A 15416-nucleotide genomic window follows, 5' to 3' on the forward strand; every position below is an offset into this window, starting at 1 on the left:
TTTGGATCGAAGCGACGCGGCATCGCCACCCTCTCCCCGCGTGCGAGGAGAGGGTGGCCCGGTGGAGCACCCGGATCGGCGCTTCGCGCCGTCCGAGCACAGGCTCCGCGAAGCCGGGTCGGGTGAGGGGGCGTCGCGTTTGAACTCCGGCGCCCCCTCACCCGACCATCGCCGCTGCGCGCCGATGGTCGACCTCTCCCAGCGCGCGGGGAGAGGTGAGATCAGTGCGCGCGGCAGTCGTGCGCGCACTGCTTCCATCCACGGTTTCGTCAGCAGTCTGTTGGGCCTTTGTTGGCTGATCTTTGGCAGCGGCACCGCGCAGGCGCATCCGCATGTCTGGATCACCGCGCATAGCGATCTGGTCTATGCCGCCGACGGCACCGTCACCGGGGTGCGCCACGCCTGGAGCTTCGACGACATGTTCTCGACCTATGCGCTGCAGGGGATCGAGACCAAGACCAAGGACGTCTACACCCGCGAAGACCTCGCGCCCTTGGCGCAGACCAACGTCGAATCGCTGAAGGAATTCGGCTTCTTCACCTTCGCCAAGGCCGACGGCCGGAAGCAGAGATTTCTCGCGCCGGTCGATTACTATCTGGTCTTCGACAACAACGTGCTGACGCTGCACTTCACGCTGCCGCTGAAGGTTCCGGTGAAGAGCAAGGAACTGGCGGTGGAAGTGTTCGACCCGACGTATTTCATCGATTTCAGTTTCGAACAGAAGGATCCGGTCAAACTGGTCGGTGCGCCGACCGGTTGCGCCCTGAGCTTTCAGCGCCCCAATGACGGCACCGCCGACGCCACCCGTCTCGGAGAACAGAACTTCATGAATGGCGACAATTCGAATTACGGCGCGATGTTCGCCAACAAAATCATCGTCAGTTGCCCGTAATGCCCCGCTCCCGGATCGCCGCCGTCGCGCGGACCTTGCTGATCTGCGCCGCCGTGCTGACGCTGGCGCCGCTGCTCGACGCCGCGCTGAGCCATGCGCTGGCGCAAAATCCGTTCGGCGGGCCGCGCCCGCCCGCAGCGCCGCAGGTCGGCGGCGTGGTCGGCTGGCTGTTGGAGCAGCAGTCGCTGTTCTACCGCCAGATGTCGGCGACGATCCGGGCGGCGAAATCCGACGGCAGCGCGGTGTGGACGCTGCTTTCGATCTCGTTCGCCTACGGCATCTTCCATGCCGCCGGCCCCGGCCACGGCAAGGCGGTGATCTCGTCCTATCTGGTCGCCAACGAGGAGACCGCGCGGCGCGGCATCGTGCTGTCGTTCGTCTCGGCGCTGTTGCAGGCGCTGGTCGCGGTTCTGGTCGTCGGGATCTGCGCCTGGCTGCTCAACGCCACCGCCAAGACGATGTGCGGCGCCGAACGCGTGATCGAGATTGTGAGCTATGCGCTGATCGCGGCGTTCGGCGCGCGGCTGGTGTGGAGCAAGGGCGGCGGCTTCTTTCGCGCGCTCTCGGCCGCGCGGCAGCGGCCGGCGGACGCCTTCGCCCTCGCCCCCGCCGCGGCGCAACACCACGATCATCACCAACCTCACGCCGAGCCTCATGACGCAGCGCACCCGCACGCTCATCAGGGGCATCCCGAGGTTGCGCATTCGCACGACCACGACCATCTCCCTCGCCATGACGATCATCATCACCACGACCATGGCGGCGCGGCCCACGTCCATGACGGGCACTGCGGCCACGCGCATGGTCCGGAACCGGCAGACCTTGCCGGACCCGGCGGCTGGCGGCGCGGCTTCGGCGCGATTCTCGCGGTCGGGTTGCGGCCGTGTTCCGGCGCCATCCTGGTGCTGGTGTTCGCACTTGCACAGGGCATGTTCTGGGCCGGCGTCGCCGCTACCTTTGCGATGGGCGTCGGCACCGCCATTACGGTTGCAACCATTGCCACCCTGGCGGTTTCAGCCAAGGGGCTGGCGCGGCGGCTGGCGGCCGGCCGCGAAGCCGGCGGTGCATTGATCATGCGTGGTGTAGAATTCAGCGCAGCCGGACTGGTGCTGCTTTTCGGCCTCGGGCTGTTACTGGGCTATATGGCCGCAGAGCGGGTGACCTGCCTATGAGCAAGGCTCGATTTCGGCGAATGTTGCCTTATCTTGACAACATTATGCCAACGCGCGAAGCCAACCGCCTCATGACAGTCATTGTTCCCATTCACGGCCCTGAGGCCGTTGCCGATCAGGCGCCGGAACGGGTGGGCGTGCTGTTGGTCAATCTCGGCACGCCGGACAGCGCCGACACCAAGGGGGTGCGTGACTATCTGCGCGAGTTCCTGTCGGATCCGCGCGTCATCGAGAACCAGGGCATCGTCTGGAAGCTGGCGCTGAACGGATTGATCCTGCGTACCCGCCCGGCGCGCAAGGCGCGCGATTACCAAAAGATCTGGAACAACGAAGCCAACGAATCGCCGCTGAAGACCATCACAAGGGCGCAGGCCGACAAACTCGCCGCGACGCTGACCGCGCACGACCACATCGTGGTCGATTGGGCGATGCGCTACGGCAATCCGTCGATGCGCTCGCGGATCGACGCACTGGTCGCGCAAGGCTGCAACCGGCTGCTGGTGGTGCCGCTGTATCCGCAATATTCCGCGGCGACCTCGGCCACGGTCTGCGACCAGGCGTTCCGGGTGCTCAGCGAGATGCGCGCGCAGCCGACGCTGCGGGTGACGCCGCCGTATTATCGCGACGCCGCCTATATCGACGCGCTGGCCAATTCGATCAGCAGCCATCTGGCGACGCTGCCGTTCGAGCCCGAACGTATCGTCGCCTCGTTCCACGGCATGCCGCAGGCCTACATCAACAAGGGCGACCCCTACCAGTCGCATTGCATCGCCACGGTGGATGCGTTGCGCGAGCGCATGGGCCTCGACGAGAAGCGTCTGATGCTGACCTTCCAGTCGCGGTTCGGCTTCGATCAGTGGCTGCAGCCCTACACCGACAAGACCATCGAACAACTCGGCAAGGACGGCGTCCGCCGGCTCGCCGTGGTGATGCCGGGCTTCGCCTCGGACTGCCTGGAAACGCTGGAAGAAATCGCGCAGGAAAACGCCGAGATCTTCATGCACAATGGCGGCGAAAAGTTCGCCGCGGTGCCCTGCCTCAACGACAGCGACGACGGCATCGCGGTGATCCGTCAACTGGTGCTGCGCGAGCTCGAGGGCTGGCTGTAGGGCGGGTTTCCGCTGCGGCTCCGCGCGAAAGAGAAGATCTTTCTGCGAGCACTGACTTCACCTCTCCCCGCGTGCGGGGCGAGGGAGGTTCGCCGCACCACTTCGATTCAATCGCTTTTTGCGTGAGACTGTTCGACAATCGTCGTCCTGTTGCAGTCGAACCTTAAATCCGGGGTCGGCGACCACTCGGCATTCGCGGCTGCCGATCCGGCTCCGCCGCATTCCCTGTCCGCCGCGAGGAGACACCCATGATGACGTTCAGCGGCTTCGACGTGTTTTCGATCGCACTGGTCGTGCTGGTCATTCTCACTTTGTTCGCCGGGGTCAAGACCGTGCCGCAGGGCTTTGCCTGGACCGTCGAGCGGTTCGGCAAGTTCACCCGGACGCTGTCGCCGGGGCTCAACCTGATCATTCCGTTCTTCGACCGGGTCGGCCGCAAGGTGAATATGATGGAGCAGGTGATCGCGATCCCCGAGCAGGAGGTGATCACCAAGGACAACGCCACCGTCACGGTGGACGGCGTCGCGTTCTATCAGGTGTTCGACGCAGCCAAGGCGAGCTACGAGGTCTCCGACCTCAACCAGGCGATCATCGTCTTGACCATGACCAACATCCGCTCGGTGATGGGCGCGATGGATCTTGACCAGGTGCTGTCGCATCGCGACGAGATCAACGAGCGGCTGCTGCGCGTGGTCGACGCCGCGGTGTCGCCGTGGGGCCTCAAGGTCAACCGCATCGAGATCAAGGACATCGTGCCGCCGGCCGATCTGGTCGAGGCGATGGGCCGGCAGATGAAGGCCGAACGGGTCAAGCGCGCGGATATTTTGCAAGCCGAGGGCCAACGGCAGTCGGAAATTCTTCGTGCCGAAGGGGCAAAGCAAGGCCAGATCCTGCAGGCCGAAGGCCGCCGCGAAGCCGCGTTCCGCGACGCCGAAGCCCGCGAGCGCTCCGCCGAGGCCGAGGCCAAAGCAACCCAGATGGTCTCCGAAGCCATTGCCAAGGGCGACGTCGCGGCGTTGAACTACTTCATCGCCGACAAGTACATCAAGGCGTTCGGGCAGTTGGCGGATTCACCGAATCAGAAGATCATCATGTTGCCGATCGAAGCGATGAGTATACTCGGATCGCTGGCCGGCATCGGCGAGATCGCCAAGGCGACGTTCGGCGAAGGCAGCGCAGCGGCGCAGGCCGCGGCGCGCCGCGGTTCGGTGCCGCCGAGCGGCACGGCGGGGAGCGGCCCGGCGGCGCCGCCGCGCTGAGGTGACGAAACCGCCGGAGACGGCTGTGAGCGTGAGTCGTGTGTGAGAGCGTGATGACGGGTCGTGGGGGCTGGGAATGACGGGTTTGTTGGTGTCGCTGGGCAGCTGGAATTGGCTGATCGTCGGCTTCGTGCTGATGGGGCTCGAGCTCATGGCGCCCGGAGTGTTTCTGTTCTGGCTCGGGCTCGCGGCGTTGTTGGTCGGCGGGCTGTCGTTCGTCACCGAGCCGTCCTGGCAGGCGCAGATCCTGGCCTTTGCGCTGTTTTCGATCTCCGCGGTGCCGTTGTGGCGGCGCTTCGCGCGGCCGCGACCCGGCGAAGGCAGCAATCCGTTTCTCAACAAGCGCGCCGAAGCGCTGGTCGGCCGGGTGTTGACGCTGGAGAAGCCGATCGTCGACGGCGCCGGCACGCTGCGGATCGACGACACCGTGTGGCGGGTGTCCGGCCCCGACGCGCCGGCCGGCAGCAAGGTGAAGATCGTCGAGGCCGACGGCGCCAGCCTGACCGTGGCGGGAGCTTAACGCGGCGCGTCGTTCGAGCCCGGCGATGAAATTCACCGCAACCGTGCCCCGGACGCAGCGCACCACGCCGCGCTTGCGGCGGGGTGCGCTGCAGAGCCGGGACCGTTACGAGACACGGCACTCGTAACGGTCCCGGCTCGCGGAGCAGCGTAAGAACGCTGCTCGCGTCCGGGACACAGGCCTCTTTTCCGGTCGTTTCTTCGTGAGCGGATTCAAATAGACCAGCGGAAAACCCTACGGCCTCGCCACCACGCTCCATGACCGCACCACGGCTTCGCTGATCTCGCCGGCGGCTTCGGCGCAGGCCAGTTCGCCGACTTTGATCGAGACTTGTTTGCCGATCAGCCCCTTGAGCTGCGCCGCCTGGGCCTCGGTGGTGGTCACCAGCTGGAAGGTCTGCGGGCCGGTCTCCAGATTGCACAGCCCGCCGGGCGCCGGCAGCCGGCGCGGCTCGCTGGCCACCTGGAACGTGGCGACGCGCTTGCCCTTGGCGCGGCTGCGCATGGCATTGAGCTGGCCGGTCAGCACGTCGCCGCTCCTGAGCGCCTTTTGTGCCACCGCCTCGCTCGCCGCCCCGGCGACGAACGCCGTCGCCATGGCCAGCATCAGCCATCGTCTCACACGGGATCCGGTCATTGGTGATCTTTCGTTGGGTGTCAAAACAAGGTTCGCTGCCGCATCGCCGCCGACAGCGTGCCTTCGTCGAGATAATCCAGTTCGCCGCCGACCGGCACGCCGTGCGCGAGGCGCGTGACCTTGACGCCCGCCTCCATCAACAGGTCGGTGATGTAATGCGCGGTGGTCTGGCCATCGACGGTGGCATTCAGCGCCAGCACGATTTCGCTGACTTGCGGATCGTGCGCGCGGGCCACCAGCGCGTCGATCGACAGATCATCGGGGCCGACGCCGTCGAGCGGCGACAGCGTGGCGCCGAGCACGTGATAGCGGCCGCTCGCGGCGTGCGCGCGCTCCAGCGCCCACAGATCGGCGACGTCGGCCACCACCACGATGATCGACGGATCGCGCCTGGGGTCGGTGCACACCGTGCAGGGATTTTGCGTGTCGATATTGCCGCAGACCTTGCAGACCTGGATCCGTTCGATCGCCACCTGCAGCGCCGAAGCGAGCGGCGCCATCAGCGCCTCGCGCTTCTTGATCAGGTGCAATGCTGCGCGCCGCGCCGAGCGCGGCCCGAGCCCCGGCAACTTCGCCAGCAACTGAATCAGGCGTTCGATCTCAGGGCCGGCAACCGCAGCGGCCATGCTTACAGGCCGAGCCCCGGCGGCAGCGACAGTCCGCCGGTCAGCGCCTGCATCTTTTCCTGCATCGCGCTTTCCGCCTTGCGGTGCGCATCGGCGAGCGCGGTGACCAACAGATCCTCCAGCACCCCGGCCTCGTCGGCGTTGATCAGCGAGGGGTCGATCTTGATGGTCTTGACCTCCATCTTGGCGGTCATCCGCACGCTGACCAGCCCGCCGCCGGAAATGCCCTCGACCTCGATATGCTCGAGCTCTTCCTGCATCGCCTTCATCTTGGACTGGAGCTGCGCCGCCTGCTTCATCATGCCGAGAAAATCAGCCATGATCCGTTCCTTCCACTGCAGAGTTGTTACTGGTCGTCGTTGTCGAGAGTCTCCGGCGAATCTTCGCCGGTGGCATCGGCTTCCGGCGCATCGGCGTCCGGCGTTTCGGGCGCGAGCCGGCGCACCTCCAGGACCTTGGCCCCGGGAAACCGCGCCAGCACCTCCTGCACGCGCGGATCGGCCTCCGCGGCGCGTTCGCGTTCGCTCTGCTGCGCCAGCGCCTGCGAGCGCAGCGTCGGCTGCCCCTCTTCATTGGAGACGATCACGGTCCAGCGCCGGCCGGTCCATTGCTCCAATTTGCGCGACAGATCGTTGATCAGCGTGCGCGCGGCGCTACGCTCCATCGCGAGCTCAAGCCGGCCGTCTTCGATCCGCACCAGCCGCACGTCGGCTTCCAAAGCGACGCGGGTCATCACGTCGCGCTTCTCGGCGGCGAGCGCCACCAGTTCGGGGAAGCTGTTGATGGTCAGCACCGGCGCCGCCGCAGCAGCCGGCTGCGACGCGCTGAGCTGCGGACGCAGCGAGGCTTCGGCGCCGCCGCGCGGCGCCGACGACATCCGCGCCGACGCCATCGCGCTCGCCGGCGAGCCCGATGATGAATTCGATGATGATGAGGCCGAGGCGCCGTTGCGGGCCGCGGCGGAGGCCGCCGACGCCGATGCTGGTCCGCCGTCCTGCAACATCTTGATGGCTTCGTCGGGGGTCGGCAGATCCGCCACATAGGCGATCCGCACCAGCACCATTTCGGCGGCCGCCGCCGGGCGGGTGGCGCCCTGCACTTCGGTGATGCCCTTCAACAGCATCTGCCACATCCGCGACAGCACCCGCATCGACAGCTTCGCGGCAAACTCGCGGGCGCGCAGCCGCTCGGTCTCGCCGAACGCGACGTTCTCCGCGGTCGCCGGCACGATCTTCACGCGGGTGACGAAATTGACGAATTCGGCGAGGTCGCTCAACACCACCACCGGGTCGGCGCCGACGTCGTATTGTTCGCGGAATTCGCCGAACGCGCTGGCGATGTCGCCGCCCGCCAGATGCGCGAACAGGTCGATCACCCGGGTGCGATCGGCCAGCCCCAGCATCTGCCGCACCGCGTCGGCGCGCACCGTGCCGGCGGCATGGGCGATCGCCTGATCGAACAGCGACAGCGAATCGCGCACCGAGCCTTCGGCGGCGCGGGCGATGATGCCGAGCGCCTCCGGCTCGACCTCGACGTTCTCTTTGCCGGCGATATTGGCAAGATGCGCCATCAACACGTCGGCCTCGACGCGGCGCAGGTCGAAGCGCTGGCAGCGCGACAGCACCGTCACCGGCACCTTGCGGATTTCGGTGGTGGCGAACACGAATTTGGCGTGCTCCGGCGGCTCCTCCAGCGTCTTCAGGAAGGCGTTGAACGCCTTGTCCGACAGCATGTGGACTTCGTCGATGATGTAGACCTTGTAGCGCGCGCTGGTCGGCGAATAGCGCACGCCGTCGGTGATCTGGCGGACGTCCTCGATGCCGGTATGCGAGGCCGCGTCCATCTCCAGCACGTCGATGTGCCGGCTTTCCATGATCGCCTGGCAATGCACGCCGGGCACCGGCATGTGGATGGTCGGCGCGGTCACCGAGCCGTCCGGCATTTCGTAATTCAGCGCGCGGGCGAGGATGCGCGCGGTGGTGGTCTTGCCGACGCCGCGCACCCCGGTGAGAATCCAGGCCTGCGGAATCCGCCCGGTCTCGAACGCATTCGACAGCGTGCGCACCATGGCGTCCTGGCCGATCAGATCCTCGAAATTGTTCGGGCGATATTTGCGCGCCAGCACGCGATACGGCGTGCCGGCCGAGGGCGCGGCGCTGACGGGATCGCTCGGGGGAATGACGGGAGGGCCAGCGTCGGTCATCGATCGATCCGCAAGTGGTTGTCTCTCGGCGCCGGATTGCGGAAATGCACGGACGGTTTCAGGCGATCACCGCCGGGCTGGAGCCCGGGGCGCGATCCGGCTCGAATGATGAAAGCGTCCACCTTCGATCGATCGGAGCGCTGAATTCGCTCGCAAAAACAAGCAGAAAACAAGTAGGAGACTGACGAGCGACCCGATCCGGACCTCGTTAGGGCTGCTTCCTTCCGGACCTGACCCGGTTGGCGAGTGGCTCGTCCACCGCCAATCTCCCGGGGCATAAATGGCGCCAAATGCGCCGAAATGCAAGCGTGGCGACGCCGCCATTCGGTGTGTTAAAGCGGGCGCGAAATGCGCCGTCGTTCGAGCGCTGTTCGAGCGCCGAACAGCGCGGCCGACGCCCCACCTTGGTCGGAACCCCGATGCCCGCTTCAGACTGGACGCTGCACGCGCAGCTGCAAAAAGACACCATCGACATCGGCGACCTGCCGCTGTGCCGCGTGCTGGTGATCAAGGACGCACATTATCCTTGGCTGCTGTTGGTGCCGCGCCGCGCCGGCGTCGGCGAGATCATCGATCTCGGCGAGGTCGAGCAGGCGCAGCTGATGACGGAAATCTCCCGCGTCGGCCGCGCGTTGAAGGACGTCACCAAATGCGACAAGCTGAACATCGCCGCATTGGGCAATCTGGTGCCGCAGCTGCACGTCCACGTGATTGCGCGGCGCTCCGGCGACGTGGCCTGGCCGCGTCCGGTGTGGGGCGTCGTGCCGCCGCTCGCGCACGATCCTGAGGAAGTGCAGAGCTTCATCGCCGAGCTGCGCCGCCGGATCTGGCTTGGTTGACAAGATCTGGCTTGGTTGAATTGAGCCAGGATTTCCGGCAAGCTTGCGACCAACCGCCGCAGTCACCTTCCCGGAAATTGCGAGCCTCGATCGCCACGGCGGCGCCAGCCTCGCGGACCAGCGCATGACAACAAACGATTCGTTTCCGCTCGGCCAGCCGGCCTTCGTCACGCATGTGCTGGATCGCGCCGCGCATCTGCGCAGCGACGACGACAAGTTGTTCAAGCTGGAAAGCGGCCGCGACGCCCGCGCCTATGTGGTGCATCGCGATTCGCTGGTGATGGCCAAGCAGGCCGACGGCGTCCGCGCGCTGTTGACGATCGACGAGGCTTTGACGTTCGGGGCCAATTCCGGAACCATCTTTCTCGGCTTGCGCGATGGCGCGCCACTGTTCGGCATGGGGATCGCGGCTGACGCCGTAGAGCGGTTACTGATCCGCAACGACGTCGCGGTGAGCGAGCTGCGCGGCATGGCGATGGAGGGCGCGGTGCCGGCGGGAGAACTCTCAGCGATCGCGATGGCGAAATCGATGGTCAGCTGGCATCAGCGCCACGGCTATTGCGCCAATTGCGGCGCCCGCACCGTGATGTCGCAAGGCGGCTGGAAGCGCGATTGCCCGAGCTGCAAGGCCGAGCATTTCCCGCGCACCGATCCGGTGGTGATCATGCTGGTAACGTTCGGCGACAAATGCCTGCTCGGCCGGCAGAAGCAGTTTCCGCACGGGATGTATTCGTGCCTCGCCGGCTTCGTCGAAGCCGCGGAAACCTTCGAGGACGCGGTGCGCCGCGAGGTGTTCGAGGAATCCGGGATCCGCTGCGGCGACGTCGCCTATTACATGACGCAGCCCTGGCCCTATCCGTCGTCGCTGATGATCGGCTGCTCGGCGCAGGCGACCACCGAGGATATCGTGGTCGACCACACCGAACTCGAAGACGCCCGCTGGTTTTCCCGCGACGAGGCGATGCTGATGCATCACCGGCGGCATCCCGACGGGCTGACCGGCGCGCATTCGTTCGCGATCGCCCACCACCTGCTCGGCCGCTGGCTGCACGGCCCGTCTTCAGCGACATGACGGAAAACGCTCGCCGGCCGCGCGTGCTGTGCATCGGAATGCCGGTGCGTGATCTGACGTTCCGGATCGAACATCTTCCGGCGCTCGGCTCCAAGGCCTATGCCAGCCATTTCGCCGAGATCTGCGGCGGCAACGCGGTCAACGCCGCGATCGCCATAGCCCGGCTCGGCGGACGCGCCGCGCTGGCCGGACCGATCGGCGATCGCAACGAAAGCTCGAGCCGGTTCATCTTCGACAAGCTCGCCGAAGAGGCCATCGACGCTACGGCCCTGGTGCACATGCCGGGCCTGGTGACGCCGGTCTCCTCAGTAATGTTCGATCCGTCGGGCGAACGCACCATCGTCACCTTTCGCGATCCCGGGCTGTGGCAGGTCGAGTTGCCCGACACGGAGGTTTTGCTCCGCGACTGCGACGCGCTGCTGGTGGAAAATCGCTGCGCTTCGTTCGCCACCGCGCTGTGTGCCGAGGCGCTGCGGCGCGGCATCGCCGTGGTGGTCGACGTCGACCGCGCGATGTCGCTGGATGACGGGCTGCTGACCGCGGCCTCGCACCTGATCTTTGCGCAGGAAGCGCTGCACGCCACCGCCGGCGTCGCCGATGATATCGATGCACTGCGCGCCATCGCCAAACTGACGCCGGCCTTCGTCGCCGCGACGCGCGGACCGCAGGGCACGATTTGGCTCGACGACCAGCGGCGCGTGCAAAACACTCCGGCGTTTCCGGTCGAGACCGTGGATACGCTGGGCGCCGGCGACATCTTCCATGGCGGCTTCGCGCTGGCGATCACCGAGCGGCAGAGTCTCGCCGACGCGCTGCGCTTCGGCTCCGCGGCGGCGGCGCTGAAATGCACGAAATTCGGCGGCGCCTTCGCCTGCCCGCGCCGCGCCGAGGTCGACGTGCTGTTGAGCCGGTCGATCGCGTACTGATCCGTGCGCGACGCCGGCGGCGCAGAAAGCCGGGCGAAACGGCTAGAGCATTTTCGGTTAGGATTGCTGCGGTTCAAGAGTCCAGGCCGTCATTCCGGGGCACGAGCAGCGTCAGCTGCGAGTGAGCCCGGAATCCATAACCACCGCAGGGAGTATGGATTCCGGACTTGCTCGTTGTTCGAACTCGCAATCCGGAATGACGACGACATTTGGTTGGATGATTCAATCCTAACCGAAAATGCTCTGGCTCCGTTCGCCCGGCTTGCTTGCAAGTCGATTTCGATCGGACGCCGCCGATCAATAGCGGTGGTGGCGCTTCTTGATGATCACCACCCGATCGGCACCGCGATGCTTACCGCGATGCATACCGCGATCGTGGTGACCGCGCATCTCGGCGCGCGGACCGTCGCGATAGACTTTCTTGATGACGGTGGTTTCCGCCGAAGCGATCGACGGAACGGCGAGCGCGGCGATGGACAGAGCGGCGAGCGCATAGCGAAGCTTCATCGTGTTCCTCCTGGGAAATCATTGGCGTTTCAGCAGGGAGGCAACACAGAACGATGATGAGCGTTCCGCGAAACTTTTGCGTGCGATCTGAACGGATGTTCAGATCGCAGCATGCGTTATTGCTCGAGCACCATCGTGCCGTTGGCATATTCGAAGCGCTTCAGTTTCGACAGGAACGACAGGCCGAGCAGATTCACCGACAGCGCTTCGTCGGGCAGCACCAGCGCATCGACATCGCGCACCAGCAGCCCGCCGACATCGACCAACGCCAATCGGGCACGCGCCGCCTTCACGGTGCCGTTGGCGGTGGTGACCATCGCGTTGTAGTCGCCGCGCGCGGGCCGCAAGCCGAACTGCGCCGCGGAAGTTTCGTTGAGCGCGATCACCGAGGCGCCGGTGTCGACCATGAAGCCGATGCGCTGGCCGTCGATGCGGCCGTCGGTCTGGAAATGGCCGCGGGCGTCGCGCGCAATGCTGACGCTGCGGACGGCGGAGTCCGGCGTCGCCGCGGCGCCGACCGTGGCCGCGACCACGGCCGCAGGTTTCGGCGTCATCCGATCGGCGACTTCCGCCATCGCGGTGCCGAGGATCGCCATCAACGCGGCAAAGATCATGATGTTACGCATCACGCAGACTCACACTTCGATCGACGCGAACAACGCAGCGCGATTTGATCATGGCAGGTCGCAACCGGCGACTAACGCGGCCCGCGATCTTTGGTTTTTGCGGAAAAGCGTGAGCGAAGCGTTAACGGCAGCGCCGCGGCGCCGTCCTCGGCTCGCTTGACGTTCAGTCAGGTTGACCGAGCTTGGCCGCAAATGCGGTGCAGATCATTAAAGCGCTTACGCCCGACCCGTGTCATGGCCGGGCTTGTCCCGGCCACCCACGCCCACAAGCGACGCCCTGCCTGTTTCCGTAGATGGCCGGGACGAGCCCGGCCATGACGCGGAGAGGTGGCTCCTTGTCGAGATGTCACCGCTGCGGAAGCGCGATCGAATTGCGGCCGCTCACGTGCCGCGCGGCTTGACGCGCCGGGTCGGCGGCGCGCCGGCGGGATCCTCCGGCCAGGGGTGGCGCGGATAGCGGCCGCGCAGATCGGTGCGCACAGCGGCATAGGAGCCGCGCCAAAACCCCGGCAGGTCGCGCGTCACCTGCACCGGGCGCTGCGCCGGCGACAGCAATTCCAGCACCAGCGGCACCGCGCCGCCGGCGAGCGAGGGATGCGTGGTGAGGCCGAACAATTCCTGCAAGCGCACCGCGATGGTCGGGCCCTGCTCGGCCTCGTAGTCGATCGCAAGCTGCGTGCCGGTCGGCGCCTCGAAATGGGTCGGCGCCTCGCGCTCCAGCCGCGCGCGCAGATCCCACGGCAGCAACCCCATCAGCGCGTCGGACAGATCGCCGGCGGAAACATCCTTCAACGCGGTCTTGTCGAACAGCGCCGGCACCAGCCAGGCCTCGCGCGCCTCGGCGAGCGCTGCGTCGGACAGATCCGGCCAAAGTTTCTGTGAAGCGTCGCCCTCGGCCTTGCGCAAAAACGTCACCCGGTCGCGCCATTGCTTGAGCGATTTCGACCACGGCAGTTTGTCGAGCCCGGCGGCAATCAGGCCATCGGCAAAAACCCGCGCGGTGGCCTCCGACGGCACCACCGCCATCGGCGCTTCCGACAGCGTGATGGCGTGCAGCGTGCGCTTGCGACGGCCGCGCAGCGCCAGCGCGACGCGGTCGAAGGAAATATCGTCGACGGCGTCGATCTCGGCGGCGAAGCGGGCCTCGATCTCCTCGAGGGTGATCGGCGCGGCGAGCAGGATTCTGCCGTTCGCCGCGGTGCCGGTGAGTTCGGCGACCGCGATGTAAGGCGCGCGCGCCAATGCGGCGGTCTTGTCGATCGCCGCACCGCGGCCGTTGGCCAGCACGAACGAGCCGTTGCCGCGGTTTTTCGCCACGCGATCGGGAAAGGCGAGCGCCAACATGCCGCCGGTGGTTAACTCCCCTGCGCCTTGCTGCGAAGGCGCGGCCTCGCCGCGAGCACGGCGCGACTCCCCTCCCCCTTGCGGGGAGGGGTTGGGGGTGGGGGTGCCCCGAACCGAAGCCGTGCTCGTAGACCCCCCTCCCCGACCCTCCCCCGCAAGGGGGGAGGGAGCAGAGGGCGCCGCCCAGCGCTGCGCCAGCTGTCGCGCGCTGATCGCCCGTTGCGAGCGATCGCGGCGGAATTGCTCGAGCCTGGCGTCGAGATCGACGCTGTCGCCGCCGAGCCCGCGCTCGGTGAGGATCGCCGCGATCGCCGCGGCGTCCTCGCCGCAGCCTTGCCGCTGCGCATCCACAATCATCCGCGCCAGCCGCGGCGGCAGCGCCAGCGCGCGCAGACTCTTGCCTTCGTCGGTGATGCGGCCCTCAGTATCGAGCGCGCCGAGTTCGGCCAGAAGCGCCCGCGCTTCCTTCAAAGCCGGCGCCGGCGGCGCATCGAGAAACGCCAGCTGCGCCGGATCGCCGACGCCCCACTGCGCGAGATCAAGCAGCAGCGACGACAGATCGGCGCTGAGGATTTCCGGCTGGGTGTAGGCCGGCAATGAGGCGGTCTGCGGCTCGTCCCACAGCCGATAGCATACGCCGGGCTCGGTGCGCCCGGCGCGGCCGCGACGCTGATCGACCGCGGCGCGCGAGGCCCGTACGGTTTCCAGCCGCGTGAGGCCGATGTCCGGCTCGTAACGCGGCACCCGCGCCATGCCGCAATCCACCACGATGCGGACGCCCTCGATGGTCAGCGAGGTTTCCGCGATCGAGGTCGCCAGCACCACCTTGCGGCACCCCTTCGGTGCCGGCTGAATCGCGCGATCCTGCACGCTCGCATCGAGCGCGCCGAACAGCGGCACGATCTCGATTGAGGCATCAACGACGCGTTCGCGCAGCATCGTCTCGGTGCGGCGGATCTCGGCGGCGCCCGGCAGGAACGCCAGCACCGAACCCGGATTTTCGCGCAACGCCGACGCGATCGCCTCGGCCATCTGCCGCTCCAGCGGCGCATCCGGCTTGCGGCCGAGATAACGCGTCTCGACCGGGTAGGCGCGGCCGAGGCTTTCGATCACTGGCGCATCGCCGAGCAATTTGCCGACCCGGGCGCCGTCGATGGTCGCCGACATCACGAGAATCCGCAGATCCTCGCGCAGCCCGACCTGGGCATCGCGCGCCAGCGCGAGGCCGAGATCGGCGTCGAGCGAGCGCTCGTGGAATTCGTCGAACAGAATGGCGGCGATGCCGTTCAATTCCGGATCGTCGAGAATCATCCGCGAGAAGATGCCCTCGGTGACCACTTCGATGCGGGTGGCGCGCGAGACCTTGCTGCCGAAGCGGACGCGATAACCCACGGTGTCGCCGACGCGCTCGCCAAGCGTTTTCGCCATCCGTTCGGCGCTGGCGCGCGCCGCGATCCGCCGCGGCTCCAGCATGATGATTTTCTTTGCGCCCAACCAGGGCGCGTCGAGCAGCGCCAGCGGCACCCGCGTGGTCTTGCCGGCGCCGGGCGGCGCCACCAGCACCGCGACGTTATTGGCGGCCAGCGCGGAGCCGAGCCGATCCAGCACGGCGTCGATCGGCAGCGGGGTGTCGAAGGCAAGGGTCAAAGGCGGCTCGTCCGGTCCAAGCAAGGGGCCGCGATGGT

Annotated in this window: 15 protein-coding genes and 1 other RNA gene; 8 read left to right on the plus strand and 8 right to left on the minus strand. The window is 66.7% G+C overall.

The genetic code is table 11. The features are described from left to right. The first annotated feature begins 184 nt into the window (after positions 1 to 184). The 5 genes from RPC_RS24280 (at position 185) to RPC_RS24300 (ending at position 4952) form a co-directional block, all read left to right on the plus strand. A complete protein-coding gene (locus RPC_RS24280; protein ID WP_011475238.1) occupies positions 185 to 892 on the plus strand; it encodes a DUF1007 family protein in 708 nt (235 codons plus the stop codon). Further along, positions 892 to 2064: a nickel/cobalt transporter gene (locus RPC_RS24285; protein ID WP_011475239.1), complete on the plus strand. Its 1173-nt coding sequence runs from the start codon at positions 892 to 894 to the stop codon at positions 2062 to 2064. The genes RPC_RS24280 and RPC_RS24285 overlap by 1 nt, the downstream gene beginning before the upstream one ends. Before the next feature lie 71 nt (positions 2065 to 2135). Continuing rightward, positions 2136 to 3173, plus strand: a complete 1038-nt coding sequence (gene hemH / locus RPC_RS24290; RefSeq protein ID WP_041803278.1) for a ferrochelatase — start codon at positions 2136 to 2138, stop codon at positions 3171 to 3173. Positions 3174 to 3421: 248 nt separating this feature from the next. Beyond that, positions 3422 to 4432: an SPFH domain-containing protein gene (locus RPC_RS24295; protein WP_011475241.1), complete on the plus strand. Its 1011-nt coding sequence runs from the start codon at positions 3422 to 3424 to the stop codon at positions 4430 to 4432. A 76-nt stretch (positions 4433 to 4508) separates the two neighbouring features. Further along, positions 4509 to 4952 (plus strand): NfeD family protein, encoded by a 444-nt coding sequence (locus RPC_RS24300; protein WP_011475242.1) that lies wholly within the window; start codon positions 4509 to 4511, stop codon positions 4950 to 4952. Between the two features lie 234 nt (positions 4953 to 5186). On the opposite strand, the gene RPC_RS24305 is transcribed toward RPC_RS24300, so the two are convergent. The 5 genes from RPC_RS24305 to ffs form a co-directional block, all read right to left on the minus strand. Then, positions 5187 to 5588: a hypothetical protein gene (locus RPC_RS24305; RefSeq protein ID WP_415914773.1), complete on the minus strand. Its 402-nt coding sequence runs from the start codon at positions 5586 to 5588 to the stop codon at positions 5187 to 5189. Positions 5589 to 5608: 20 nt separating this feature from the next. Then, positions 5609 to 6214, minus strand: a complete 606-nt coding sequence (gene recR, locus RPC_RS24310) for a recombination mediator RecR (RefSeq protein ID WP_011475244.1) — start codon at positions 6212 to 6214, stop codon at positions 5609 to 5611. A gap of 2 nt (positions 6215 to 6216) precedes the next feature. Next, positions 6217 to 6534 carry a YbaB/EbfC family nucleoid-associated protein gene (locus RPC_RS24315; RefSeq protein ID WP_011475245.1) on the minus strand — a complete coding sequence of 106 codons (318 nt, stop codon included), beginning with the start codon at positions 6532 to 6534 and terminating at the stop codon, positions 6217 to 6219. A gap of 26 nt (positions 6535 to 6560) precedes the next feature. Continuing rightward, positions 6561 to 8417, minus strand: coding sequence for a DNA polymerase III subunit gamma/tau (locus tag RPC_RS24320; RefSeq protein ID WP_011475246.1), 1857 nt, complete (start codon positions 8415 to 8417; stop codon positions 6561 to 6563). A gap of 173 nt (positions 8418 to 8590) precedes the next feature. Then, an RNA gene (ffs, locus tag RPC_RS25275) (signal recognition particle sRNA small type) lies at positions 8591 to 8687 on the minus strand. Positions 8688 to 8836: 149 nt separating this feature from the next. Here ffs and RPC_RS24325 point away from each other — a divergent pair. From RPC_RS24325 to RPC_RS24335, 3 genes are all read left to right on the plus strand, one after another. Further along, a complete protein-coding gene (locus RPC_RS24325; RefSeq protein WP_011475247.1) occupies positions 8837 to 9256 on the plus strand; it encodes an HIT domain-containing protein in 420 nt (139 codons plus the stop codon). Positions 9257 to 9380: 124 nt separating this feature from the next. Beyond that, positions 9381 to 10328 carry an NAD(+) diphosphatase gene (nudC, locus tag RPC_RS24330; RefSeq protein WP_041802246.1) on the plus strand — a complete coding sequence of 316 codons (948 nt, stop codon included), beginning with the start codon at positions 9381 to 9383 and terminating at the stop codon, positions 10326 to 10328. Next, positions 10325 to 11254 (plus strand): sugar kinase, encoded by a 930-nt coding sequence (locus RPC_RS24335; protein WP_011475249.1) that lies wholly within the window; start codon positions 10325 to 10327, stop codon positions 11252 to 11254. The genes nudC and RPC_RS24335 overlap by 4 nt, the downstream gene beginning before the upstream one ends. 297 nt (positions 11255 to 11551) lie before the next feature. Here RPC_RS24335 and RPC_RS24340 read toward each other — a convergent pair whose 3' ends face one another. From RPC_RS24340 to hrpB, 3 genes are all read right to left on the minus strand, one after another. Next, positions 11552 to 11761, minus strand: a complete 210-nt coding sequence (locus RPC_RS24340) for a hypothetical protein (RefSeq protein ID WP_041802247.1) — start codon at positions 11759 to 11761, stop codon at positions 11552 to 11554. 116 nt (positions 11762 to 11877) lie between these two features. Continuing rightward, on the minus strand, positions 11878 to 12387 hold the full coding sequence (locus RPC_RS24345; protein ID WP_011475251.1) for a TIGR02281 family clan AA aspartic protease: 510 nt from the start codon (positions 12385 to 12387) through the stop codon (positions 11878 to 11880). Between the two features lie 381 nt (positions 12388 to 12768). Then, the gene (gene hrpB, locus RPC_RS24350) at positions 12769 to 15378 is read right to left on the minus strand and encodes an ATP-dependent helicase HrpB (RefSeq protein WP_041802248.1); all 2610 of its coding nucleotides are present in this window, start codon (positions 15376 to 15378) and stop codon (positions 12769 to 12771) included. Between the last annotated feature and the right edge of the window lie 38 nt (positions 15379 to 15416).

This window comes from Rhodopseudomonas palustris BisB18 (genome assembly GCF_000013745.1).
Lineage (GTDB): Bacteria > Pseudomonadota > Alphaproteobacteria > Rhizobiales > Xanthobacteraceae > Rhodopseudomonas_A > Rhodopseudomonas_A palustris_F.